22 protein-coding genes are annotated in these 22,682 nt (G+C 70.1%); 15 read left to right on the top strand and 7 right to left on the bottom strand.

The annotated features are described in order from the left end of the window. Nucleotides 1–2: 2 nt before the first annotated feature. Complete coding sequence (locus RS86_RS18385) at nucleotides 3–1,055, bottom strand: iron ABC transporter substrate-binding protein (protein WP_045273737.1); 1,053 nt, start codon at nucleotides 1,053–1,055, stop codon at nucleotides 3–5. Between the two features lie 134 nt (nucleotides 1,056–1,189). Further along, entirely contained in the window at nucleotides 1,190–2,059 is an 870-nt protein-coding gene (locus RS86_RS18380) for an amidohydrolase family protein (RefSeq protein WP_045273736.1), read from the bottom strand. A 75-nt stretch (nucleotides 2,060–2,134) separates the two neighbouring features. Here RS86_RS18380 and RS86_RS18375 point away from each other — a divergent pair, with 75 nt between their 5' ends. Next, a complete protein-coding gene (locus tag RS86_RS18375) occupies nucleotides 2,135–2,812 on the top strand; it encodes a FadR/GntR family transcriptional regulator (protein WP_045273735.1) in 678 nt (225 codons plus the stop codon). Nucleotides 2,813–2,928: 116 nt separating this feature from the next. Here the strand turns inward: RS86_RS18375 and RS86_RS18370 are convergent, their stop codons facing one another. Together RS86_RS18370 and RS86_RS18365 are read right to left on the bottom strand one after the other, a co-directional pair. After that, nucleotides 2,929–3,699, bottom strand: a complete 771-nt coding sequence (locus RS86_RS18370) for an SDR family NAD(P)-dependent oxidoreductase (RefSeq protein WP_045273963.1) — start codon at nucleotides 3,697–3,699, stop codon at nucleotides 2,929–2,931. Further along, nucleotides 3,696–4,556 carry a fumarylacetoacetate hydrolase family protein gene (locus RS86_RS18365; protein ID WP_045273734.1) on the bottom strand — a complete coding sequence of 287 codons (861 nt, stop codon included), beginning with the start codon at nucleotides 4,554–4,556 and terminating at the stop codon, nucleotides 3,696–3,698. The genes RS86_RS18370 and RS86_RS18365 overlap by 4 nt, the downstream gene beginning before the upstream one ends. Nucleotides 4,557–4,722: 166 nt before the next feature. Between RS86_RS18365 and RS86_RS18360 the strand changes: the two genes are divergently transcribed. From RS86_RS18360 to RS86_RS18345, 4 genes are all read left to right on the top strand, one after another. Beyond that, nucleotides 4,723–6,030 (top strand): L-fuconate dehydratase, encoded by a 1,308-nt coding sequence (locus RS86_RS18360; RefSeq protein ID WP_045273733.1) that lies wholly within the window; start codon nucleotides 4,723–4,725, stop codon nucleotides 6,028–6,030. Next, nucleotides 6,023–7,003: an aldo/keto reductase gene (locus RS86_RS18355; RefSeq protein ID WP_045273732.1), complete on the top strand. Its 981-nt coding sequence runs from the start codon at nucleotides 6,023–6,025 to the stop codon at nucleotides 7,001–7,003. The genes RS86_RS18360 and RS86_RS18355 overlap by 8 nt, the downstream gene beginning before the upstream one ends. A 66-nt stretch (nucleotides 7,004–7,069) precedes the next feature. After that, the gene (locus RS86_RS18350; protein ID WP_045273731.1) at nucleotides 7,070–7,489 is read left to right on the top strand and encodes an RbsD/FucU family protein; all 420 of its coding nucleotides are present in this window, start codon (nucleotides 7,070–7,072) and stop codon (nucleotides 7,487–7,489) included. Further along, nucleotides 7,446–8,792, top strand: a complete 1,347-nt coding sequence (locus tag RS86_RS18345; RefSeq protein ID WP_082076894.1) for an alpha-L-fucosidase — start codon at nucleotides 7,446–7,448, stop codon at nucleotides 8,790–8,792. Before RS86_RS18350 ends, RS86_RS18345 begins: the two co-directional genes overlap by 44 nt. Nucleotides 8,793–8,813: 21 nt before the next feature. On the opposite strand, the gene RS86_RS18340 is transcribed toward RS86_RS18345, so the two are convergent. Further along, nucleotides 8,814–9,977 (bottom strand): ROK family transcriptional regulator, encoded by a 1,164-nt coding sequence (locus RS86_RS18340; RefSeq protein ID WP_045273729.1) that lies wholly within the window; start codon nucleotides 9,975–9,977, stop codon nucleotides 8,814–8,816. 211 nt (nucleotides 9,978–10,188) lie between these two features. Here RS86_RS18340 and RS86_RS18335 point away from each other — a divergent pair, with 211 nt between their 5' ends. The 7 genes from RS86_RS18335 (at nucleotide 10,189) to RS86_RS18305 (ending at nucleotide 18,053) form a co-directional block, all read left to right on the top strand. Beyond that, entirely contained in the window at nucleotides 10,189–11,448 is a 1,260-nt protein-coding gene (locus RS86_RS18335; protein ID WP_045273728.1) for an ABC transporter substrate-binding protein, read from the top strand. A 64-nt stretch (nucleotides 11,449–11,512) separates the two neighbouring features. Then, nucleotides 11,513–12,457 (top strand): carbohydrate ABC transporter permease, encoded by a 945-nt coding sequence (locus tag RS86_RS18330; RefSeq protein WP_235281830.1) that lies wholly within the window; start codon nucleotides 11,513–11,515, stop codon nucleotides 12,455–12,457. Beyond that, entirely contained in the window at nucleotides 12,447–13,373 is a 927-nt protein-coding gene (locus tag RS86_RS18325) for a carbohydrate ABC transporter permease (protein WP_045273727.1), read from the top strand. The genes RS86_RS18330 and RS86_RS18325 overlap by 11 nt, the downstream gene beginning before the upstream one ends. Beyond that, nucleotides 13,370–14,344, top strand: a complete 975-nt coding sequence (locus tag RS86_RS18320) for an ROK family protein (RefSeq protein WP_045273726.1) — start codon at nucleotides 13,370–13,372, stop codon at nucleotides 14,342–14,344. Before RS86_RS18325 ends, RS86_RS18320 begins: the two co-directional genes overlap by 4 nt. 84 nt (nucleotides 14,345–14,428) lie before the next feature. Beyond that, nucleotides 14,429–15,979, top strand: coding sequence for a M81 family metallopeptidase (locus tag RS86_RS18315; RefSeq protein ID WP_327037109.1), 1,551 nt, complete (start codon nucleotides 14,429–14,431; stop codon nucleotides 15,977–15,979). Beyond that, entirely contained in the window at nucleotides 15,976–17,325 is a 1,350-nt protein-coding gene (locus tag RS86_RS18310) for an alpha-L-fucosidase (protein ID WP_045273724.1), read from the top strand. Before RS86_RS18315 ends, RS86_RS18310 begins: the two co-directional genes overlap by 4 nt. Beyond that, nucleotides 17,322–18,053, top strand: a complete 732-nt coding sequence (locus RS86_RS18305) for a copper homeostasis protein CutC (protein WP_045273723.1) — start codon at nucleotides 17,322–17,324, stop codon at nucleotides 18,051–18,053. The genes RS86_RS18310 and RS86_RS18305 overlap by 4 nt, the downstream gene beginning before the upstream one ends. A 184-nt stretch (nucleotides 18,054–18,237) precedes the next feature. Here RS86_RS18305 and RS86_RS18300 read toward each other — a convergent pair whose 3' ends face one another. Next, nucleotides 18,238–19,242: a hypothetical protein gene (locus tag RS86_RS18300; protein ID WP_045273722.1), complete on the bottom strand. Its 1,005-nt coding sequence runs from the start codon at nucleotides 19,240–19,242 to the stop codon at nucleotides 18,238–18,240. An 84-nt stretch (nucleotides 19,243–19,326) separates the two neighbouring features. Between RS86_RS18300 and RS86_RS18295 the strand changes: the two genes are divergently transcribed. The 3 genes from RS86_RS18295 to serA all read left to right on the top strand — a co-directional run bounded on the left by RS86_RS18295 (nucleotide 19,327) and on the right by serA (nucleotide 21,950). After that, nucleotides 19,327–19,860, top strand: a complete 534-nt coding sequence (locus RS86_RS18295; RefSeq protein WP_045273721.1) for a hypothetical protein — start codon at nucleotides 19,327–19,329, stop codon at nucleotides 19,858–19,860. Next, nucleotides 19,857–20,195: a hypothetical protein gene (locus RS86_RS18290; RefSeq protein ID WP_052680382.1), complete on the top strand. Its 339-nt coding sequence runs from the start codon at nucleotides 19,857–19,859 to the stop codon at nucleotides 20,193–20,195. The genes RS86_RS18295 and RS86_RS18290 overlap by 4 nt, the downstream gene beginning before the upstream one ends. Nucleotides 20,196–20,318: 123 nt before the next feature. Next, nucleotides 20,319–21,950: a phosphoglycerate dehydrogenase gene (serA, locus tag RS86_RS18285; protein WP_235281829.1), complete on the top strand. Its 1,632-nt coding sequence runs from the start codon at nucleotides 20,319–20,321 to the stop codon at nucleotides 21,948–21,950. A gap of 169 nt (nucleotides 21,951–22,119) precedes the next feature. Here the strand turns inward: serA and RS86_RS18280 are convergent, their stop codons facing one another. Then, a complete protein-coding gene (locus RS86_RS18280) occupies nucleotides 22,120–22,677 on the bottom strand; it encodes a TetR/AcrR family transcriptional regulator (protein WP_045273720.1) in 558 nt (185 codons plus the stop codon). Nucleotides 22,678–22,682: the final 5 nt, after the last annotated feature.

Below are 22,682 nucleotides of genomic sequence, written 5' to 3'. Positions count from 1 at the left end.
CCTTAGAGCAGGCCCGCCTGGGTCATCAGATCGGTGACCTGCTTGGAGTTCAGCGTAGCCGGGTCGATGGTCGGCGCCTGCAGGTCCTTGAGAGGAACGAGCTTCGGGTTGGCGGCGACGCCGGAACCGACCGGGTACTCGAACGACGTGCCGGTCTGCAGGATCTTCTGGCCCTCGGCGCCGGTGACGAACGCGAGGAACTTCTGCGCCGCGGCCTGGTGCTTGCTCGACTTCAGCACGCCGCCGCCGGACACGGACACGAATGCGCCGGGATCCTGGTTCTTGAAGTAGTGCAGCTGCACGTTCTTCGAGTTCTCACCCGTCTGCGCCTGGTCGCCGAACCAGTAGTAGTGGTAGATCACGGCACCGTCGATCTCGCCCGCGTTCACGGCCTTCATCGCGGTGGAGTTGCCCTTGTAGGCGACCGAGTTCGTCTTCATGGCCTTGAGCCACTCCTCGGCGGCGTCGGCGCCCTTGAGCTGCACGAGCGCGGAGACGATGGCCTGGAAGTCGGCGCCGGACGGGGAGGCGGCCCAGCGGCCCTTCCACGACGGGTCGGCGAGATCCATGAGGGACTTCGGCAGCTGCGCCTCCGTGAGCTTCGCCGTGTTGTAGGCGAACACGGTCGAGCGGGCGGCGATGCCGACCCACTTGCCGGAGGAGGGACGGTATTCGGTCGGGACGTTCTTCAGCGCCTCATCGCCCGGCGATGCGAACAGGCCGGCCTTCTCGACCGCCGACACCGAGGGCGAGTTCTCGGTGAGGAACACATCCGCGGGGGAGCGGTCGCCCTCCTGGATGAGCTGCTGCGACATCTCGGTGTCGTCGCCGTTGCGGACCTGCACCTTGATGCCGGTCGCCTTAGTGAACGCGTCGGTCCACGACTTCGTGAGCTCCTCGTGCTGCGCGTTGTAGATCGTGATGGTCTGGCCGGCGAGGTCGTCGCCGCCGGCCGTGCTCGACGTCGGCGTCGAGGAGCCGCTGCAGGCGGTGAGCGCGAGGGCGACGGCGGAGGCCGCCGCGGCAGCGGAGAGCAGTCGGAGGGAACGGTTCACGGAGAGTCCTTCGTGGAGGGAGAGGCGCGGAAGTCGCGAATCACATAATAGGTAAGGCAAGCCTCACTCAACAACTTGATGACCCTGCTGTGAACGGGACCCGGCTCGTCGCGGACGCGTGCGCCCGGCGCGGTTCACGCCACGCCGTAGAACCGGGCCGCGTTGTCCCAGAGGATCGCATCGACGTCGAGATCGCGCTCGACGGCCCACTCCGTCACCGTCCTGGCCCAGAGGCCGCGGCTCTCCGGGCGATACTCCTGCGGGTCGCCCGCGACGGCCGAGACGGGCCAGTCGCCGCCCCACAGCAGCCGCTCGGATCCGAACGCCTCGGCGGCCGCATCGAGGAAGGGGATCACCTGCGCCGGACTCCAGAACCCGCCGGCCTCCGCCGGCAGCCCGGACAGCTTGACGGACACCTGCGGATGCGCCGCGAGATCCCGCAGGTCGCTCAGCCATGCCGTGCCTGGGCGGAGCGGATCCGCCGCCGTCCCGATCGCGGGCTTCCCGAGGTGATCGAGCACGATCGGCAGTGCGGGCACCGCCGCCGCGAGATCGGAGACGTCGGAGAGCTGATGGGCGCGCACGCAGGCGTCGAAGCGGAGTCCGCGCGCGGCCAGCACCGCCGCGCCGGCCCGGAACGCCGCGCTGCGCGCCGTGCCGCCGGGCTCGTCCTGCAGGTTGTGCCGCACCCCGACGACCCCTTCGAGATCGGCGATCGCGTCGAGGTGCGCGATCGTCCGCTCCCCGCGATCGAGGCGCGCGCCCGCGACGATGCCGATGACGCCCGTACGCGCGGCGGTCTCGGACACCCAGCGCACCTCGTCGAGGAACTGCGACTCGACGCACTCGGCCTGCACGAAGATCGCCGCCGCGCGTTCGGCGCCATCGACGCCCGCCTGCTCGAGCTCTTCGGCGGCGAAACGCTGAGCCAGCGGGCCGGCGAGCCACTCGTAGTCGAGGCGGGACGGATCCCAGAGATGCAGATGGGAATCGAGGAGGCGCATGGTGACATCCTTTCGCAGATCAGGGCGCGAGCGGCGCAGACATCCGATGTTCGCAGAAGCCCATAGGATGACGCCATGGCAGTCACCGACGAGGCGATCGAGAAGATCAAAGCGATGATCGTGTCGGGCGAGCTCGGCCCCGGCGACCGGTTGCCCCCGGAGAAGGAGCTCGCGGAGCGGCTCGGCCTGAGCCGCAACTCGATGCGGGAGGCGGTCAAGGCGCTCGAGGTGATCCGGGTCCTCGATGTGCGCCGCGGCGACGGCACCTATGTGACGAGTCTCGAGCCGCACCTGCTTCTCGAGGCGATCAGCTTCGTCGTCGACATGCACGATGACGACTCGCTGCTCGAGCTGTTCGCGGTGCGCCGCATGCTCGAATCGCAGGCCACGGGGCTTGCCGCCACGCACGGAGACGACGAGGCGATCGCCGCGCTCCAGGCCGAGATCGACGGGATCGATGCGGGCGTCTCGATCGACGACCTCGTCGCGCACGACATCCGTTTCCATCGGGAGATCGTGCGGATGACCGGCAACGGCTACCTCGCGAGCCTCATCGACAGCCTCTCGAGCCAGACCATCCGCGCGCGGGTGTGGCGGGGTCTCACGGAGCAGGGTGCCGTGGAGCGCACGCTCTCGGAGCACCGCGCCATCGCCGACGCGATCGCGCAGCACGACCCGTCGCTCGCGACCTCGCTCGCCACGGCGCACATCGCGGGCGTGGAGCGCTGGCTGCGCCAGGCCACCCAGGGCTGAAGCCCGGCTCTAAGAACCGTGTCCCACTTTTGGCTCAGAATCGCCGTGTTCCGCAACCAGAAGCGGGACACGGATCAGCCAAAAGTGGGACTCGGTCTGTAGCCGGACAGGCGGGGCTACTCCGCCCGGAGGCGCAGCTGGGCCATGCCGCCGTCGACCTCGATGAAGGTGCCGGTGGTGGATCCGGACGCGGGGCTGACGAGGTACAGCACGGCGCCGGCGACCTCGTCCGGTGACACCAGGCGACCGTGCGGCTGGCGCGCGTTGAGCGCGGCGCGCTCTGCGGCGGGGTCGGCGGCGGAGTCGAGCAGACGGCCGACCCAGGGGGTGTCGGCGGTGCCGGGGTTGACGGCGTTCACCCGGATGCCCTCGCGGAGGTGGTCCGCGGCCATCGCCCTGGTGAGCGCCGAGACCGCGCCCTTCGACGCGGAGTAGAGCGCGCGCTGCGGCAGACCCGTGGTCGACGCGATCGAGGCGGTGTTGCAGATCGCCGCGGCGGGCGATTTCCGCAGCCACGGCAGCGCCGCGGCGGAGACGCGGGCGATGCCCGTCACGTTGATCGAGAGCACGCGGGCCCACTCGTCGTCGTCGTTCGCCGCGATGTCGCCCTGCGCGCCGATCCCGGCGTTGTTCACCACGATGTCGATGCGGCCGAAGCGCTCGCCGATCGCGGCGACCGCGGCGTCCACGCTCGCGCGGTCCGACACGTCGGCGGTGAACGCGGCGAAGCGCGGATCCGCGCCGGCCACGTCGCGGTCGAGCACCGCGACCTGCGCGCCCTGCTCGTGCAACTGCGCGGCGATCGCCGCGCCGATCCCGGATGCGCCGCCCGTGACGATCGCGACGAGACCTTCCAGCTGCGGTCCCTGAGCCTGTCGAAGGGTCATGCCTGTGCCTCCCATGCCTTGAACTCCTGACGCTGGCCGCCCAGTCCCTCGATGTCGATCTCCACGACGTCCCCCGCGCGGAGGTACGGGAACTTCCCGCCGAACGCGACGCCCTGCGGGGTGCCCGTGAGGACCAGGTCCCCTGGTTCGAGGGTGATGTACTGCGAGATGTGATGCACGATCTCGGCGACCGAGAAGATCATGTCGTTCGTGTTCGAGTCCTGCCGCGGCTCGCCGTTCACGAAGCTGCGCAGGCGCAGGTTCTGCACGTCGACCTCGTCGGGCGTGACCAGCCACGGACCGGTCGGGTTGAATCCGAAGGAGGCCTTGCCCTTCGACCACTGCCCGCCGGAGACCTCCATCTGGAACGCCCGCTCCGAGACGTCGTTGCAGACGACGTAGCCTGCGATGTGCGCGGCGGAGTCGGCGGGGGAGTCGAGGTAGGCGGCGCGGGATCCGATCACGATGCCGAGCTCCACCTCCCAGTCGGTCTTCTCGCTGCCGCGCGGGATGGTCACCGCATCGTCGGGGCCGACGACCGTGTTCGGCGTCTTCAGGAACAGGATCGGGACCGTGGGCGGCTCCGCACCGGACTCGCGGGCGTGCGCGGCGTAGTTCTGCCCCACGCAGATCACGGCGCTCGGGCGGGCGATCGGCGATCCGATGCGTCGCGCGTCCGCGTCGGCCAGCTCCGGCAGGGCGCCGGAGTCGAGAGCGGCACGCGTGCGCCCCACGGGGTCTGCGGCGAGGAAATCGCCGTTCACATCGGAGGTCACGGACCGAAGATCGTACGTACGGTCTTCGGCGATGACGACCGGGATCTCTGATCCGGGGTCGCCCAGACGCGCGAACTTCATGATTCTCCTGCCTTCTCACGGGGATGGGCGGATCCGCCGCCGGAACGACGTGCGCGGATGCATCCCGCGTTGACAGTATAGACATCCGATGTTTACACTCCAACTGTCGAGGGGTGGACGCCGTCTGTGCCGCAGCTCCCGACATCAGCCCCAGAACAGGAGAACCGTGAGCCGCATCGTCGCGCTGGAGACCAGCGACATCCGATTCCCCACCTCGCTCAGCCTCAACGGCTCAGACGCGATGAACCCCGACCCCGACTACTCCGCGGCGTACGTGATCGTGCGCACCGACGCGGCGGACGGCATCGAAGGACACGCGTTCGTGTTCACGATCGGTCGCGGCAACGACGTCCAGGTCGCGGGCATCGACGCGCTCGCCGGGCACCTCGTCGGCCGTGAGCTGGAGCCGCTGCTCGACGACATGGGCGGCACGTTCCGGGAGATCATCGGCGATTCGCAGCTGCGCTGGCTCGGCCCGGAGAAGGGCGTCATGCACATGGCGATCGGCGCCGTGATCAACGCCCTGTGGGACATCAAGGCCAAGCGTGCCGGGCTTCCGCTCTGGCAGCTGCTCTCCAGGATGACGCCGGAGGAGATCGTCGACCTCGTCGATTTCCGCTACCTCACCAACGCCCTCACCCGCGAGGATGCGCTGGCGATCCTTCGCGACGCCGAGGCGGGCCGCGCCGAGCGCGAGCAACAGCTGCTCGCGACCGGCTACCCGGGCTACACCACGAGCCCCGGGTGGCTGGGCTACTCGGACGAGAAGCTCGAGCGTCTCGCCCGGGAGGCGATGGCCGACGGCTTCACGCAGATCAAGCTCAAGGTCGGCGCCGATCTCGACGACGACATCCGTCGGTTCCGCAAGGCCCGCGAGGTGTGCGGTCCCGACTTCCCGATCGCGATCGACGCGAACCAGCGCTGGGAGGTGTCCGAGGCGATCGCCTGGGTGAACGCGCTCGCCGAGTTCCACCCCGCCTGGATCGAGGAGCCGACCAGCCCCGACGACGTGCTCGGGCATGCGGAGATCGCCCGCGGCGTCGCGCCGATCCGCGTCGCGACCGGTGAGCACGCGCAGAACCGGATGATCTTCAAGCAGCTGCTGCAGGCCGAGGCGATCCAGGTCATGCAGATCGACGCGGTGCGCGTGGCGGGCGTGAACGAGAACATCGCGAACCTGCTGCTCGCCGCGAAGTTCGGCGTCCCGGTGTGCCCGCATGCCGGCGGCGTGGGCCTCTGCGAGGCCGTGCAGCACCTGTCCATGTTCGACTTCGTCGCCGTCTCCGGGAGCCGCGAAGGGCGCATGATCGAGTACGTGGATCACCTGCACGAGCACTTCGTGGTGCCGACCGACATCCGCGGCGGTTCGTACTCCGCGCCGACCGCACCCGGCAACGGCATGGAGATGAAGGCGGCCAGTCGCGCCGAGTTCACCTGGACCGGCGAGCACCGCGAGGCGGGCGCGCATGTCTGAGCCCGTCGACACCGCCGCCCGGCCCGCGATCCCGGCCCTGGGCTACGGCGCCGCGAACGTCGGCAACCTGTTCCGCGCGCTCACCGACGACGATGCCTGGGCCGTGCTGGACGCCGCGTGGGAGAGCGGGATCCGCCTCTACGACACCGCGCCGCACTACGGGCTCGGGCTCTCGGAGCGCCGGCTCGGGGCGTTCCTGCAGACCAAGCCGCGGGATGAGTACGTGCTCTCCACCAAGGCAGGGCGGCTCCTGCGTCCGAACCCCGACCACGTCGCGGGCGGGCTCGACACTGCGAACGACTTCTTCGTCCCGGACGACCTGCAGCGGGTGTGGGACTTCTCGGAGGCGGGGATCCGTGCCAGCCTCGACGAGTCGCGCGAGCGCCTCGGCATCGAGCGCATCGACATCCTGTACCTGCACGACCCGGAGCGGCACGACCTGGATCTCGCGCTCGCCGAGGCGTTCCCCGCGCTCGAGTCGCTGCGCGCGGAAGGGCAGGTGGGACGGGTCGGCATCGGGTCCATGACCGCAGAAGCCCTCACCACCGCGGTGCGCTCGGCCGACCTCGACACGATCATGGTCGCGGGGCGCTACACCCTGCTCGAGCAGCCGGCGGCCGCCGACGTCATCCCGGCGTGCGCCGAGCGCAGCACCGGCATCGTCGCCGCCTCGGTGTTCAACTCCGGCCTGCTCGCGCAGAGCGAGCCGCGCCGCGATGGCCGCTACGAGTACGGAGCATTGCCGGAGGAGCTCTGGCAGCGGCTGACTCGGATCGCCGAGGTCTGCCGCGCGCACGATGTGCCGCTGCCGGCGGCCGCGATACAGTACCCGCTGCAGTCCCCGGTCGTGACCTCGGTCGTGGTCGGCGGGAGCCGTCCGGAGCAGCTCCGTCAGAACGCGGAGTTCGCCGCGCTCGACATCCCGGCGGATCTCTGGCGGGAACTCGCGGCCGAGGGCCTGATCCCCGCCTGAACGGCTCCCGCGACGGGAGCGAGAGCGACAGGGCAAGGACGACAGGGCAAGGACGAAGGGAACGACATGCTCGAAGGAATCGACCCTCTGCTGACGGGTGAGCTGCTGCTGCACCTCGACCGCATGGGGCACTCGGATGCGGTCGTCGTGGCCGATGCGCACTTCCCGGCGTGGGCGCTCGGTGCGCGCGTCGTCGATCTGCCCGGCACGACCACACCTGCGGTGGTCGCGGCCATCCGCTCGGTGCTGCCCCTCGACGACGCCCCCGGCATGGACCTCATGGAGTCGGCCGACGCGACCGTGCTGGATGTGCAGCGTGAACTCATGGCCGCCGCCGGCACCGACGAGGAGACCACGCGCTTCGTGGAGCGCTTCGCGTACTACGACGTGGCGAAGGGTGCCTACCTGATGGTGCGCACGGGGGAGACCCGCAAGTACGGCAATGCGCTGCTGCGCAAGGGCGTCGTCGGACACCCCTCCGCCTGAGCGGCACCCACCCGAGGATCGAGAAGAGGCAGAGATGCGACAGCAGTGGTTCGAGGAGGCCCGATTCGGGATGTTCGTGCACTTCGGCCTGTACAGCGGGGCCGCCCGGCATGAGTGGGTGCAGAACTACGAGCGCCTGACGGCCGAGGAGTACCGGGCCTACTTCGACCACTTCGACCCCGACCTCTTCGACGCGGCCGCGCTCGCGCGCCGGGCGAAGGCGACGGGGATGGGCTACGTTGTGCTCACCACGAAGCACCACGATGGGTTCTGCCTCTGGGACTCGGCGCTCACCGACTACACCTCCGTCACGGCGTGCGGACGGGATCTCGTCCGCGAGTACGTCGACGCCCTCCGCGCGGAGGGACTGCGCGTTGGTCTCTACCACTCGCTCATCGACTGGCATCACCCGGCCTTCACGGTCGACGCGAACCACCCGCGCCGCGACGACGCGATCGAGCACGAGCGCAACCGCGAACGGGACATGGATCGCTACCGCGCGTATCTGCACGGACAGGTGCGCGAACTGCTCACGCAGTACGGCGACATCGACTACCTGTTCTTCGACTTCACCTACCCCGAGGCGAAGGACGGCTGGGCCGGCAAGGGGCCGGACGACTGGGATGCGGAGGCGCTCCTGGCTCTCTGCCGCGAGCTGCAGCCGCAGATGCTCGTGAACGACCGTCTCGGGATCCCCGCCGACTTCGTGACCCCGGAGCAGTACCAGCCGACCGCGCCGATCGTCGTGGACGGCGTGCCGCAGGTGTGGGAGGCATGCCAGACGATCAACGGATCCTGGGGCTACCACCGCGACAACCACGACCAGAAGTCGGCCGTGCTGCTCGGGCAGATGCTCGCCGACTCCGTGTCGATGGACGGCAACATGCTGCTCAACATCGGACCGGACGGGCGGGGGAGCATCGCGCCCCGCGACGAAGCAGTGCTCGCCGATCTGGGCGAGTGGATGCGGCTGCACCGCGATGCGATCGTCGGCGCAGGACACGCCTCCTTCGAGGCGCCCCGTGAGGGCGTCTACACCCGGCGCGGCGATCGTCTCTACCTGCACCTGTTCTCCTGGCCGCTCGGCTACGTGCACCTCGAGGGGCTCGCGGACCGGGTCACCTATGCGCGCCTGCTGAACGACGGATCCTGGCTGAAGACCTCGGTGACGGATCCGGCCCAGGAGGCGACCCTGATGACGCCGGCAGGGGAGTCCGAGGGCACGCTCACGGTGCACCTGCCCGTGCAGCGCCCCGACGTGCTGATCCCGGTGATCGAGCTCACGCTCGCTCCCGGGGCCTGACCCGCCGCTTCCGGCGTCGCGTCAGGCGACGGGGTCGACCAGCTCCATCGCCAGGCGCGCGGCGCCGTACAGCGCCGCATCCGGACCGGTCCGCGCGGACTCGATCCGCAGCGTCTGCGTGGCGAGCGGATGGCACGCCTCGTACACGCGGCTGCGCACCGCGGCGAGGAAGGGCTCGCTCGCGCTCATGCTTCCCGTGAGGAACACGGCGTGCGGGTTGAAGAAGTTGACGACGCCGGACAGCACCTGACCGAGGTGCGTGCCGGCCGTGCGCACCAGCGTGGTCGCGATCGGATCTCCGTTGCGCGCGAGTTCCAGCACATCGGCGGCGACCGCGACGGGAACGCCGCGCTCGCGCATCTGGCGGACGAGTCCTGCGCCGCTCGCGATGGTCTCCAGGCAACCGTGGTTGCCGCAGGAGCACGGGATGTCCGCGGCCTCCGCGATGCGCGTGTGCGTGATGTCCCCGGCCGCGGCGGTGGCTCCGCGATGCACGGAGCCCGCCACGATGATGCCGCTGCCGATCGCGGTCCCCGCCTTGACCGTGATGCTGTGCTGGTCGCGCGTGAGACTGCGGTGGTGCTCGCCGAGGGCCATGAGGTTCGCGTCGTTGTCGACGACGGCGGGGACGCCGAAGCGGGCGGTCAGCGCCTCGCCGACGCGGAATCCGGGCCAGCCGGGCATGCGAGAGGGCTGATCCACGCTGCCGGTCTCGAAGTTGACGGGGCCGGGGAGCGCGATGCCCACAGCTCGGATGTCTGCGCCGTCGGCGAGCTCGCGCAGACCTGCTTCGACAAGGGTGAGCGTCGCCTCCGGGCCGTCCGCGATCGTGATCGGAATCGTCGCCGTCCGGTCGAGGTGGCCGCCGAGATCGAGCAGCCCGAGGCGCGCGTGCTCGCCGCCGAGTTCCGCAGCGAGCACGCGGTGCTGCGTGCCGCCGAGCGACAGCCGCCGGGCGCGCCGCCCGCCGGAAGACTGCGCCTGGCCGTTCTCCCGCAGGATTCCGGCATCCACGAGCTCCTGCACACGCAAGGACACGGTGGAGGGCGCGATGCCGAGCAGGCGGGCGAGATCCGAGCGGGACAGCGCCTCGCCGCGCGTCACCAGCTCGACGATCTGCCGGGCGTGGTCACCGGACGCCGAGGGTTCGCGGCGGTCGGGGGACCGGTCAGCCGAATGCGCCATGACACTTCCTTCGAGATCGAATGAAGATCACTCTAGTGGTCATGTCGCGACGGATCCGGATTCATCACGGAATTCTCACGATCCGGGCCAGACATCCGATGTTCGGCTGGAGTTTCACGCAGGCCTCTGGCAGGATGAAGGCATAACCCCGAATTACTTCGTTCGAACTCAAACGAAGCCAGGATCTGTTCGTGCCTGAGGAGGCATTTCAATGAAGAAGACTCACCTCGTCCTCGTGGCGGCGTTCACGGTGGGCGCCGCGCTCGTGCTGACCGGCTGCGGCGGTTCGAGCAGCAGCGCCGGCGCCGACGACAAGACCGTCGTGGTGGACATGTGGGCGGGATCCGCCGACGACACCAAGGCGCTCCAGGCGCAGATCGACGTCGCCAAGAAGCAGAACCCCGACCTGAAGATCGAGCTGCGCACCGCGCCGTGGAACGACTTCTTCACCAAGCTGACCACGAACATGGCCTCGGGCAACATGGCGTGCGTCACGGGCATGAACAGCGGAATGCTGTCCGGCTACACCTCCGGCTTCCAGAAGCTCACCGCGGACGACCTGAAGACCGCGGGCCTCAAGGAGGGCGACTTCGCCTCCGGCACCACCGAGATCCTGAAGAACAAGGGCGACCTGTACGGTCTTCCCTTCGACACCGCCACGATGCTCGTCTACTACAACGCCGACCAGCTCAAGGCCGCCGGCGCTGCCGACCCGAAGCCGGGCTGGACCTTCGACGACTTCGAGAAGACCGCCAAGGCGGCCACCCGCGACGGCAAGCAGGGCTTCGCCGTCGGCATGGGCGACTTCCAGTGGCAGGCGCTGCCGATCGCGAAGGCGGGCGTGCAGCCGGCCACGCAGGACGGCAAGCTGCAGCTCACGGACAAGAAGTTCCAGGACGCCGCGACCTGGTACGCCGGTCTCGTCACCGACCAGAAGGTCGCCCTCCCCGTCGCCAGCGCCTCGGACGGCGGCTGGGGCGAGGACCAGTACTCCAACGGCAACGCCGCGATGGCGGTCGACGGAACCTGGAACGCCGTCAGCTACCTGAAGAACGAGGCCGGCTTCACCGCCGGAATGGCGCCGCTGCCCGGTGAGGGCAAGGACTCGCTGAGCCTCATCCTCGGTTCCGGCTACGGAATCTCCAAGACCTGCGAGAACAAGGACGCCGCGCTCAAGGTGCTCGGATCCCTGCTCAGCAAGGACTCCCAGGACTACATCGCCTCCTCCGGCCGCAGCTACCCGGCGCGCACCGAGAGCCAGCCGCTGTACTTCGAGTCGATCGACGCGAAGTACCGTGCGCAGGTCGAGGAGGTCTTCAAGGCCGCTTTCGCGAACGTGCAGGGTCAGTACGTCACCGACAACTGGTCGAAGGTCGGCACCTACGTCCAGCCGCAGCTCGTGAGCGTCTACAACGGCCAGACCCCCATGGCCGACGTGCTCAAGAGCGCCCAGCAGCAGTTCGGCAAGTGATCCTCTCCCGGTCCGGCGGATCCGTCCGCCGGACCGGGACACCATTCTGGAAGAAGGAGGAACGGTGACCATCGCCGCATCCCGCCGCCGCGCGTCGCAGAGCCGACGCGGTGCTCCGCCCCGACGCGGATCCCTCATGCGTGCGGAGGGCCGTCAGGCGCTCGGCTTCGCGAGCCCCGCCCTGATCGGCCTCGCCGTGTTCACCGTCGTGCCGGTCGTGCTCTCCGTCGTGATGAGCTTCTACAACTGGCCCACGTTCGGCGACAAGACGTTCAACGGCATCGACAACTACATCAAGCTCTTCACGTCGAGCCCGGACTTCTGGCCGGCGATGCGCAACACCGCCGTCTTCACGATCGTCTACGTGCCGCTCAGCATCGTCTGCTCCCTGATCCTGGCGATGTCCCTCGGGCCGCGGATCCGCGGACGCGGTGCGCTGCGCGTGCTGTTCTTCATCCCCGTCGTCACGCCGATGGTCGCGAGCGTCCTGGTCTGGAAGATGATGCTGCAGCCGCAGGGCCTCTTCAACGGCATCGCGCAGGGCTGGTTCGGCATCAAGCTGCCGAACTTCCTCGCCGACCCGTTCTGGGCCATGGCGATGGTCATCATCATGAGCGTCTGGCAGGGCCTGGGCTACAACATGCTCATCTTCTCCGCCGCTCTCGAGCAGCTCCCCGAGTCGGTCATCGAGGCGGCACGGATCGACGGGGCCTCCGGCTTCCGCATGCAGTGGAGCGTCGTCGTCCCGATGATCTCGCCGTCGATCTTCTTCGCGACGATCATGACCATGATCACGTCGTTGCAGGTGTTCGCGCAGCCTCAGCTGCTCACTGGAGGCGGGCCGGGCAACGCGACACAGCCTCTGGTCCAGTTCATCTACAACCAGGGCTTCAAGTTCCAGGACCTCGGCATCGCCGCCGCCGGCGCATGGATCCTGTTCGCGCTCATCATCATCATCACCGCGCTGCAGTTCGGGGCGCAGAAGAAGTGGGTGCACTATGAGCACTGATCTGCAGCAGGCGGCCCTCGTCGAGTCCGGCGAGTCCGACGAGGTCGCGGCCGAGGACCGCGGCAAGCGATCGAAGGCGCCGCTGTCCGCGGCCGAGCGGACCCGCCTCATCATCGCCCACGTCTTCGTCTACCTGGCGGCGCTCGTCTTCGTCTCGCCGCTGATCTACTCGTTCTTCTCGGCCCTCAAGCCGAACAACGAGATGTTCTCGATGCCGCCGAAGCTGGTCGGCTCCGAGGTGCGCTGGTCCAACTTCGCCGACGTGTTCGCGTACGGCCCGTTCCTCACGTACATCGGCAACTCGTTCTTCGTGGCGATCGCCGGAACCCTCGTCGTGCTGATCGTCTCCACGACCGCGGGCTACGCCTTCGGCCGGCTGCGCTGGCGCGGCAGGGACGCGGTGTTCGTGCTGTTCCTCGCGACCCTGATGGTGCCCGCCGAGGTGCTGGTCATCCCGATGTTCCAGGTCATGCAGTGGCTGAACTGGGTGGACACCTACCAGGCGCTGATCTTCCCGTTCGCGTTCACCGCGTTCGGCACGTTCCTCATGCGCCAGTTCTTCCGCGGGATCCCGTACGAGCTCGAGGAGGCGGCCCGCGTCGACGGCGCAGGCCCCCTGCGCTCCTTCCTGCAGATCATCCTGCCGCTCGCGAAGTCCGCGGTGGCGGTGCTCTCCGTCTTCACCTTCCTCTCGTTCTGGAACAGCTACCTGTGGCCGCTGATCGTGACGGTCGACTACAACGCGCACGGCACCCTCCCGGTGGGTCTTGCGACCTTCTCCGGACTCACCGGCACGCGCTGGGATCTCCAGATGGCGGCGGCGATCATCTCGATGGTGCCGACGACGGTCCTCGTGATCGTGCTGCAGAAGCATCTGGTCAAGGGCATCGCGATGGCGGGGCTCGGCGGACGATGACACACGACGCAGGATCCGGTGCCGTGCAGCACCGGGAGACGAGTGCGCCCGTGATCGCGGGCATCGACATCGGCGGGACGAAGATCTCCGCCGTGCTGACCGACGAGACCGGCGCGGTCCTGGCGAAGGGCGTCGTGCCGGCGCCCGCCGCGGAGGGCGGGCCCGCGATGGCGGACGCCGCCGCGGACCTTGTCCTCCGGCTGTGCGGCGCTCTGGACGCGTCCCTGGCCGGCGCGGGCGTCGGCGCCGCCGGCGTGATCGACCAGGAGCGCGGCGTCGTCGTCGCCGCCTCGGCCACGTTCACCGATTGGAGCGGGTTCCCTCTCGCCGAAGAGCTCGAGGTCCGCCTCGACGCACCGGTGTGGGTGGAGAACGACGTGAACGCCTTCCTGCTCGGCGAGCTGCGCTGGGGCGCGGCCCGCGGGGAGAGCGACGTGCTCGGCATCATGCTCGGCACCGGCGTCGGGGGCGCGATCGCCCTCGACGGCGCGGTGCACCATGGCGTGCACGGCGCGGCGGGGGAGATCGGCCACACGCCGGGCTTCAGCGACCTGGTGTGCACCTGCGGGCAGACAGGACATCTGGAGACGCTCGCCTCCGGCACCTCGATCGCCCGCCGCTACCGCGCCGCCACCGGATCCGACGCCTCCGCCCCGGAGATCGCGGATCGCGCCAGGGCGGGGGAGACCGCGGCGCTGGCCGTCTTCACGGACGCCGCGCGTGCGACGGCTCTCGCCGCCTCGGTCGCATCGTCCCTGCTCGATCTCGGCATGGTCGTGATCGGCGGAGGAGTGCGCGAGGCATGGGACCTGCTCGAGCCCGGCATCCTCGATACGCTGCGCACCGATGCCCCGGTCTCGGGGTTCGCGCTCCGCATCGTGCCCGCCGAGATCTCGGCCGACGCCGTCGCCCGAGGAGCTGCCGCGCTCGCGTCCGCGCGACTCGCCGATTCCGTTCCCGCCACCGTCTGAACCGCCCGCACTGCCTGAGAAGGAACGAAAGCCGTCATGACAGCGCCCACCCCGAACATCCGCCCCGAGGCCGACACGGTCTGGATGGGGCCGCTCCCGGCCGTCGAGGATCGGGGGCTCGCCCGCCCCCGGATCGGCATCGCCGGGATCTCGATCGAGTCCAGCACGTTCTCGCCGCACATCTCCGGCGACGAGGCCTTCACGATCCGCGAGGGCGCCGACCTCCTCGGCTACTACCCGTTCCTCGACGAGGGCCGCGAACTGCGCGAGGCGGCGGAGTGGGTCCCGATCCATCACGGCCGCTCGCTGCCGGGCGGAGCAGTGGCGCCGGCCACCTATCTCCGGATGAAGGACGCGATCGTGCGCGGCATCCGCGCCGAGATCGCCGCCGGCGGTCCGTTCGACGGGTTCTTCTTCGACATCCACGGAGCCATGAGCGTCGTCGGAATGCAGGATGCCGAGGGCGACCTCGCGGCCGCCGTCCGCGCCGAACTCGGCGAGGATGTGCTCGTGTCGACCTCGATGGACCTGCACGGCAACGTGTCGGAGGTGCTGCGCGACGCGCTGGATCTGCTCACCTGCTACCGGATGGCGCCGCACGAGGACTGGATGAACACCAAGGAGCGCGCGGTGTGGAACCTGCTCGCGCGCCTGCGCGGTCCGCACGGATCCGATCCGCTGCGCCGTCGTCCCTACAAGGCGTGGGTGCCCGTGCCCGTGCTGCTGCCGGGGGAGAAGACGAGCACCCGGCTGGAGCCGGCACGCGGCATCTACGCGCAGGTGCCGGATGTCGAGGAGCTCGACGGCGTCGTGGACGCGGCGATCTGGGTCGGCTACGCCTGGGCCGACGAGCCGCGCAACATGGCGATCGTGATGGTGACCGGCGACGACCGCGCGGTCATCGCGCGGGAGGCCGAGCGCCTGGCCCGGCAGTACTGGGACGCGCGTGCCGACTTCGTCTTCGTGGGACCGACCGCGACCCTCGGCGAGGCGCTCGATCGGGCGCTCGCTCCGGAAGCCGCCCGCCCGTACGTCATCTCCGACTCCGGCGACAACCCCACGGCGGGCGGGGCGGGAGATGTCTCCTGGACGCTCGGCGAGCTGCTCGCGCGGCCCGAGCTCGCGGAGCCCAGACTCGTCGTCGTGCACGCCTCCGTTTTCGACGCCGCGGCGGTGGCGCAGGCGGTGGCCGTCGGCGTCGGCGCGACCGTGACCCTCGAGGTCGGCGGACGGGTGGATCCCGGACCCCGCGGCCCTGTGCCGCTCTCGGGCGAGGTGTTCTCGATCACCGAGGGCGACCCCGACGCCGGCACCCAGGTCGTGATCCGCTCCGGCAGCGTGCACGCGATCGTCACCGAGCGCCGCAAGCCCTTCCACCACCTCGACGACTTCCGCATGCTGGGAGTGGATCCCGAGACCGCCGACATCGTGATCGTCAAGATCGGCTACCTCGAGCCCGAGCTCTACGACCTCGCCGCCGACTGGACGCTCGCGCTCACCCCGGGTGGCGTGGACCAGGATCTGCTGCGTCTGGGCCACCACCGGCTCGCGCCCGGCGTCTTCCCGTTCGACACTGACGGCGTCCCCGCGCTCACCGCGCATGTGAGCCGTCGCGGAGAGGAGCTGCCCGCATGATGAACTTCGAGACGCGCACCGGACCCGACTTCGGATCCGCCGCGCCCGCATACCCGGCCGCCGGAGTGCCGGACTGGTACCGCGACGCCAAGCTCGGCTTCTTCGTGCACTGGGGCCTTTACTCGGTGCCCGCCTGGGCCGTGCAGCACGGCGCGGGCGTGAACATCCCGACCGAGGACGCGTACGCCTGGCATCAGTACGCGGAGTGGTACGGCAACACCGTGCGGATCGCCGGCAGCCCGACGTGGCAGCGGCACCAGGAGCTCTACGGACCCGGCACCTCGTACGAGGACCTCGCCGATCTCTGGGACGCGTCATCCTTCGACGCCGACGCCTTCGTAGGCGAGCTCGTGGACGCCGGAGCCCGCTACGTGATCCCGACGACCAAGCACCACGAGGGCTTCTGCCTGTGGGGCACCGGCACGACCGGTTTCAACGCGGTGGCCCGCGGGCCCCGGCGCGACCTCGTCGCGGAGCTCCACGACGCCACGCGGCGTGCCGGCGCGCGGTTCGGCGTGTACTTCTCCGGAGCGCTGGACTGGCACGCGAGCGACTTCCCGGCGATCGAGTCGGACACCGATCTGTTCCGCTACCGCCGCAACGACGAGCATTTCTCGCGCTATGCCGCGGCACAGCTCGACGAGCTCGTCCAGCGGTTCTCGCCCGACGTGCTCTGGAACGACATCGAGTGGCCCGACGGCGGCAAGGGCGATGACGACTTCGCGGTCGCCGCACTGCTGCGCCGCTACTTCGACCGCGTGCCGAACGGCGTCGTGAACGACCGCTGGGGCGTGCCGTACCACGGCTTCCTCACGCGGGAGTACACGCACATCCCCGGGATCCTGGATGCCCCGTGGGAGTCCACGCGCGGCCTCGGCTACTCGTTCGGATACAACCAGGCGGAGGACGAGCGCCAGACGTTGTCCGGGCCGGATCTGATCCGGATGCTCGTCGACGTGGTCTCCAAGAACGGGAACCTGCTCATCAATGTGGGCCCGGACGCGGCGGGACGGATCCCCGAGCTGCAGCGCCGGACGATGCGCGATCTCGGCGCCTGGATGCGCCGGAACGGCGACGCGATCCACGGGACGCGTCCGTGGGTGCGCTTCGGTGAGGAGATCGGCGCGCCGCGCCGCTACACGCAGTCGGCCGCCGGGGTGCACGTGCACGCCCTCGATCCGAGCACGGGTGAGTTCGGTCTTCCCGCCGAACTGGCCGACGGTGCGGCGCGCTGGACGGACGGCTCCGCGGTGGAGTCGGAGGCGTCGGGAGACGGCATCCGGATCGTGCGCATCCCCGCGGGGCTGCGCGCCGAGCCCGTCGCCACCCTCACGGTCGCGCCGTGACGCGCATCGCGCTCGAGATCGCCGTCGACGGGCCCTCCGGTGCGCGGACCGCGTTCGAGGGCGGGGCGGATCGCGTCGAGCTCTGCCAGGCGCTGGCGGCGACCGGGGGCCTCACGCCCTCGGGAGCGACGGTCGACGCCGTGCTCGCCGTGGCCGGTGATCCGGAGCGCGTCGCTGTGCTCGTCCGGCCCCGCGTCGGCGGGTTCGTGTACAGCGCCGAGGAGATCGACCTCGTCGCCGCCGATGTCTCCGACGTCGTCCGCCGTGGCGCGGGAGCGGTCGTGGTCGGCGCGCTGACCGCGGACGGTGCGGTGGACCTCCGCGCTCTCGAGCGCTGGAGGGACGCGGCGGGAGCCGCGGATCTCGTGTTCCACCGGGCGATCGACACGGTGCCAGAGCCCGCGGCCCTCGTCGGCGATCTCCTCGAGTCCGGGGTGAGCCGTGTGCTGACGAGCGGAGGCGCCGTGCGCAGCATCGACGGCGTCGACGCCCTGCGTGCTCTGGTCGCGGCATCGGCGGGACGGCTCGAGATCATGGCCGGCGGCGGGGTACGGGTCGAGGACATCCCCGCGCTGACCGCGTGCGGCGTCGACGCGATCCACCTGTCCGCACGGCACCCCTCGGGGGATTCCGCGCCCAGCGGGCCCGGCGGCGGGAGCACCGGCTACGACGTGACCGATGGCGACATCGTGCACCGCGCGGACGCCGCGGTGCGCGGGCGGAGCTGACCTCAGGCAGGAGTCCTGGACTCCGTGCCGTGGCACCGCGAGATGGAAAACGCTGCCGCGAGCGGCCGGCAAGCGGCGAAAGCCATCTCCACGTCGGCCGCATACGACCCTCGAGAACGAACGAGCGCGACGCCCTGAGGAGGACGTCGCGCTCGTCTGTTCTCCGCTGCTCAGCGGAGCGGGGTCACGGAGTGCTGGTCGGCGCCGGCTCGGTGCCCGACGACGAGGCGTCCGGGATCGGAGCGGGCGCGTTGGCGCCGTCGGCCCACACCGGGGCGGGCAGCGTCGTGTCGGTCTTGCCGTCGCGGATGGCACGCAGAGCGTCGGCGATGGCGGGGGAGTTCTCCGGAACTGCCAGCCCGCACTTGCGGAGCTCGGACGCGAACTCGAGCGTCAGGCGGGTCTTCCCGGCCTCGACGGCCTGGGCGGTCGTGCCGGTGCGCTTGTCGCTGCCGGTCTGGATCGCCGAGACCTGCTCGCACACGTGGTAGACGGTTCCGCCGTCGACCCAGACCACCTTGTCCTGCCCGAGCAGCTGGATGACCGTCGACTGATCGGCGGTGTACTGCTCGACGGAGGAGGGCTTGAAGTCGATGCCGAGCACGACGGCGAGCGCCGCCAGCACGATGCCGACGATGCCCGCCGTGGTCTTCTGGCCCTTGCTCATGTCCTTGTTCAGGAACACCATGATGATGAGCGGCACGAACGCGATGATCGCGATGATCGCGCCCAGTTGGTTCTGTACGAAGAAGCGCACGGTGTCGGAGCGGCGGGCCGGATCCAGACGGTTCGCCTTCTTCCACAGGAAGGATCCCGTGATCGACAGCGCGGCGATCACGACGAAGAGCGCGATGAGCGTGATGAACGCCCACTGCGGGAACGTCGCGGTCGCGCCCTGCTGCTCCAGCAGGCCGGTGTCGGGGTTGCGGACGAGCTTGCCGTCCTCGCCGACGTACTGGCGCTGACGCAGCAACCAGAAGATGCCGACGGCCTCCGCGGCGATCGCGACCGCCCAGAGCACGGCCGCGATCCAGCGGAACCGGGTCGCGGTGGCCTTGGCCTCGGGGGTGGGAGTCCAGCCGGCGGGGGGATCCGCGGGGCCGTCGGCGCCGGCCGCGGCTTTCGACGCGGTCGATGCGGGCTTGCTGGCCGCCGCTCGGGCGGGTTTGTGGCTGCTGTTCTCGGGCACGGTGGTCCTTTCCGCCTGGTGCTGGACCCGAGCCTAGCGGCGAGGGCCCGCGGATCCAGGGATATCGGTCGCTACGCTGGACACATGACGACCGATCCGGACGACGCGCTGCGCTGGGAGGGCGACGAGCCCGATGCGCCGGACGCTTCCGCGAAGAACGAGCCTCCCGCGGCGCCGGACGCCCAGACATCCGCGGATCCCGCTCCCGAGGTGGCACGGGCTGCGCAGAGCACGGCCGGGACCCCTGCCGCAGAGCACGTCGCGACGGCCGGGACCACGCCCGCAGCAGAGGCCGAGGCAGACGTCGATGACGAGCCTGCCGGGATCGGCAACGCCGCGCTCGTCTTCTACGGCATCATCGGCGGCGTGTACCTGCTCTTCGCCGTGGGCTGGATCGTGGGCGGCTTCCGGCTGCGTCCGCGCGCATCCCTCCTGCTCGGCGACTGGACCTACTTCCCCTGGATGTGGCTCGCCGCCCTCGCCCCGATCCTGTGGTTCGCCGCCGCGTGGGTGCTGACCCGCGGCAGCGCGACCTGGATCCGGATCGTGGCGTTGATCGCCGGCGCCGCGCTGCTGGTGCCGTGGCCCTTCGTGATGTTCGGGACGGTGGGAGCATGAGCGCCGAGTCGATGACGACCGCACCGCAGGCGGATCCGCGGCGTCCCCGTTGGATCTTCTACACGCTGCTGGGCGTGTTCGGCCTGCTCTACGCCTACGCGATCTGGAACGCGATCGGGTACATGATCCCGCTCGTCGGCCTCGCCGTCGGGGCGACGACCTGGGTGGCGCTGATCCTCGCGATCATCCTCCCTGCCGTCATCTACGTCGTCGCGATCGCCGTGACCAGGCGGCGCGGGCTCGGCACGGTGGCGCTCGTGCTGCTCGCAGGCCTGGGTCTGGTAGCCGTGTTCTGGCTCGACGTGGTCGGCTACACGCTCTCCGGCGCGCACTGACAGCCTCTGTCTCGGGCCGTCACACGGTCCTGGCGGCCCTGCCGTCTCGGGTAGAGTGTGGGCACTATCGCGCCCCGACGGTGCGGCGCATCGGCCCCCTCCCTCCTGTCCCGAAGGATCTCTGTGCCTGAGAACGCCGTGAACACGTCCGCCCGCAAGCCCGTCGTCCTGCTCGCCGAGACGCTGTCTCCGGCCACGGTGGACGCACTCGGCCCCGATTTCGACGTCCGCTCGGTGGACGGCACCGACCGGGAGGCGCTGTTCGCCGCTCTCGCGGACGCCGACGCCGTGCTGATCCGCTCGGCGACCAGGATCGATGCCGAGGCGCTCTCGCACGCGCCCGTGCTGAAGGTCGTCGCCCGTGCCGGGGTGGGCCTGGACAACGTCGACATCAAGGCCTCGACCGCCGCGGGCGTCATGGTCGTGAACGCCCCCACGTCGAACATCGTCTCCGCCGCCGAGCTCACGGTCGGCCACATCCTCAGCCTCGCCCGCCGCATCCCCGCCGCGCACGCGTCGCTGTCCGCGGGGGCGTGGAAGCGCAGCTCCTACACCGGCGCCGAGCTCTTCGAGAAGACCGTCGGCATCGTCGGCCTCGGCCGGATCGGCGCGCTCGTCGCGGCGCGCCTGGCGGCATTCGACATGCGCGTCGTCGCCTACGACCCCTATGTCACGAGCGCCCGCGCCCAGCAGCTCGGCGTGCAGCTTCTGAGCCTCGAGGATCTCGTCGCGGAGAGCGACTTCCTCACGATCCACATGCCGAAGACGCCGGAGACCACCGGCATGATCGGCGCAGAGCAGTTCCGCGCGATGAAGAAGACCGCGTACGTCGTCAACGTCGCCCGCGGCGGCCTCATCGATGAGGAGGCGCTCCTCGTCGCCCTGCAGAACGGCGAGATCGCGGGTGCCGGCCTCGACGTCTTCACGTCCGAGCCGCCCGTCGAGGGCAGCGCCGCTCACGCGCTCACCGCACAGCCGAACGTCGTGGTCACCCCGCACCTCGGTGCGTCGACGGACGAGGCGCAGGAGAAGGCCGGCGTCTCGGTCGCGCGCTCGGTGCGCCTCGCACTCGGCGGTGATCTGGTCCCGGACGCCGTCAACGTCGCCGGCGGTGTCATCGACCCGTACGTGCGCCCCGGCATCCCCCTCACCGAGAAGCTCGGCCAGATCCTCTCCGGCCTCGCGCACTCGCCGCTCACGAGCCTCGACGTCGAGGTGCACGGCGAGCTCAACGGCTACGACGTCGGCGTTCTGCGCCTGGCCGCCCTGAAGGGCGTGTTCACTCCGATCGTCAGCGAGACCGTGTCCTACGTGAACGCGCCGCTGCTCGCCGAGCAGCGCGGCGTCGCCGTGCGCCTCGTGCAGGACGACGTCAGCGAGGAGTACCGCAACGTGGTCACGCTGCGCGGCGCGCTCGCCGACGGCAGCCAGGTCTCCGTGTCGGGCACCCTGACCGGCCCCAAGCAGATCGAGAAGCTCGTCGCGATCAACGGCCACGCGGTCGAGCTGCCGATCGAGAAGCACCATGTCGTCATGCTGTACACCGACCGCCCCGGCATCGTGGCGGTCTACGGTCAGCGCTTCGGCGACGCCGGCATCAACATCGCCGGCATGCAGATCGCCCGTGAGACCGCCGGCGGCCAGGCCCTGTCGGTGCTCACCCTCGACTCGCCGATCCCCGAGACGCTCCTCGACGAGGTGCGCGAGGCGATCGACGCCGACCTGTTCCGTCAGATCGAGCTCGTAGAGGCCTGACCATCGCCCCGGCGGCCCCACGGGGTCGTCGAGCGAAGCGAGAGGAAACGCGGTGCCCTTGCGAGGGTGCCGCGTTTCGTCTCGGTCGCCTGGGGCGTGCTCGCTCGACGGCCGCGGCAGGGCGGTCGCCTGCGGCGTCCTCGCTCGTTGGCCGCGGGCGGGGGAGAGGTCAGCGCTCGACGGAGCGGAGCACCAGGGCGACCAGCGCGTCGAGGTCGGCCCCGGCGGGGACGACGGCACCCGCACCCTCCGAAGGGCCGTGCGAGTCCAGGGCGTTGTTGAAGAACAGCCCGTCGCTGAGCAGCATCACGAGGTCGAGTGCCGCCTGATCGCGCACGTGCGGGCGGATGGCGTCGGCCGACTCCTCGCGCATGCGGTGCATGGCCTCGGTCGCGGCTCTGCTGCCGCTCTGCGCCAGGCAGGACGCGGCGACGATCGCGCGGTCGAGGGCGTCGTCCATCATGACCGAGGTGCGCAGGTAGTACTCGACGGGTCCCTCGGGTGCGGAGCGGATCCGCTCGACGTCCTCGGTCGCGAGCGCGATGAGCCGCGCGATCATCGCTGCCGCAAGGTCGTCCTTCGAGGCGAAGTGATAGAGCAGGCCGCCCTTGGAGACTCCGGCTTCCCGTGCGACGGCGTCGAGGGTCGCGGTGCGCTCACCGCCGGAGATGAGCAGCGCCTCATAGGCGTCGAGAACGCGCTCACGGGCATGCGGAGGTCTGGCCATATCTG

Origin of the sequence: Microbacterium azadirachtae (assembly GCF_000956505.1) — a bacterium.
GTDB classification, from domain to species: Bacteria; Actinomycetota; Actinomycetes; order Actinomycetales; family Microbacteriaceae; genus Microbacterium; species Microbacterium azadirachtae_A.
Note: the sequence above shows the minus strand (reverse complement) of the source record. Positions and strands in the feature narration are given on the sequence as shown.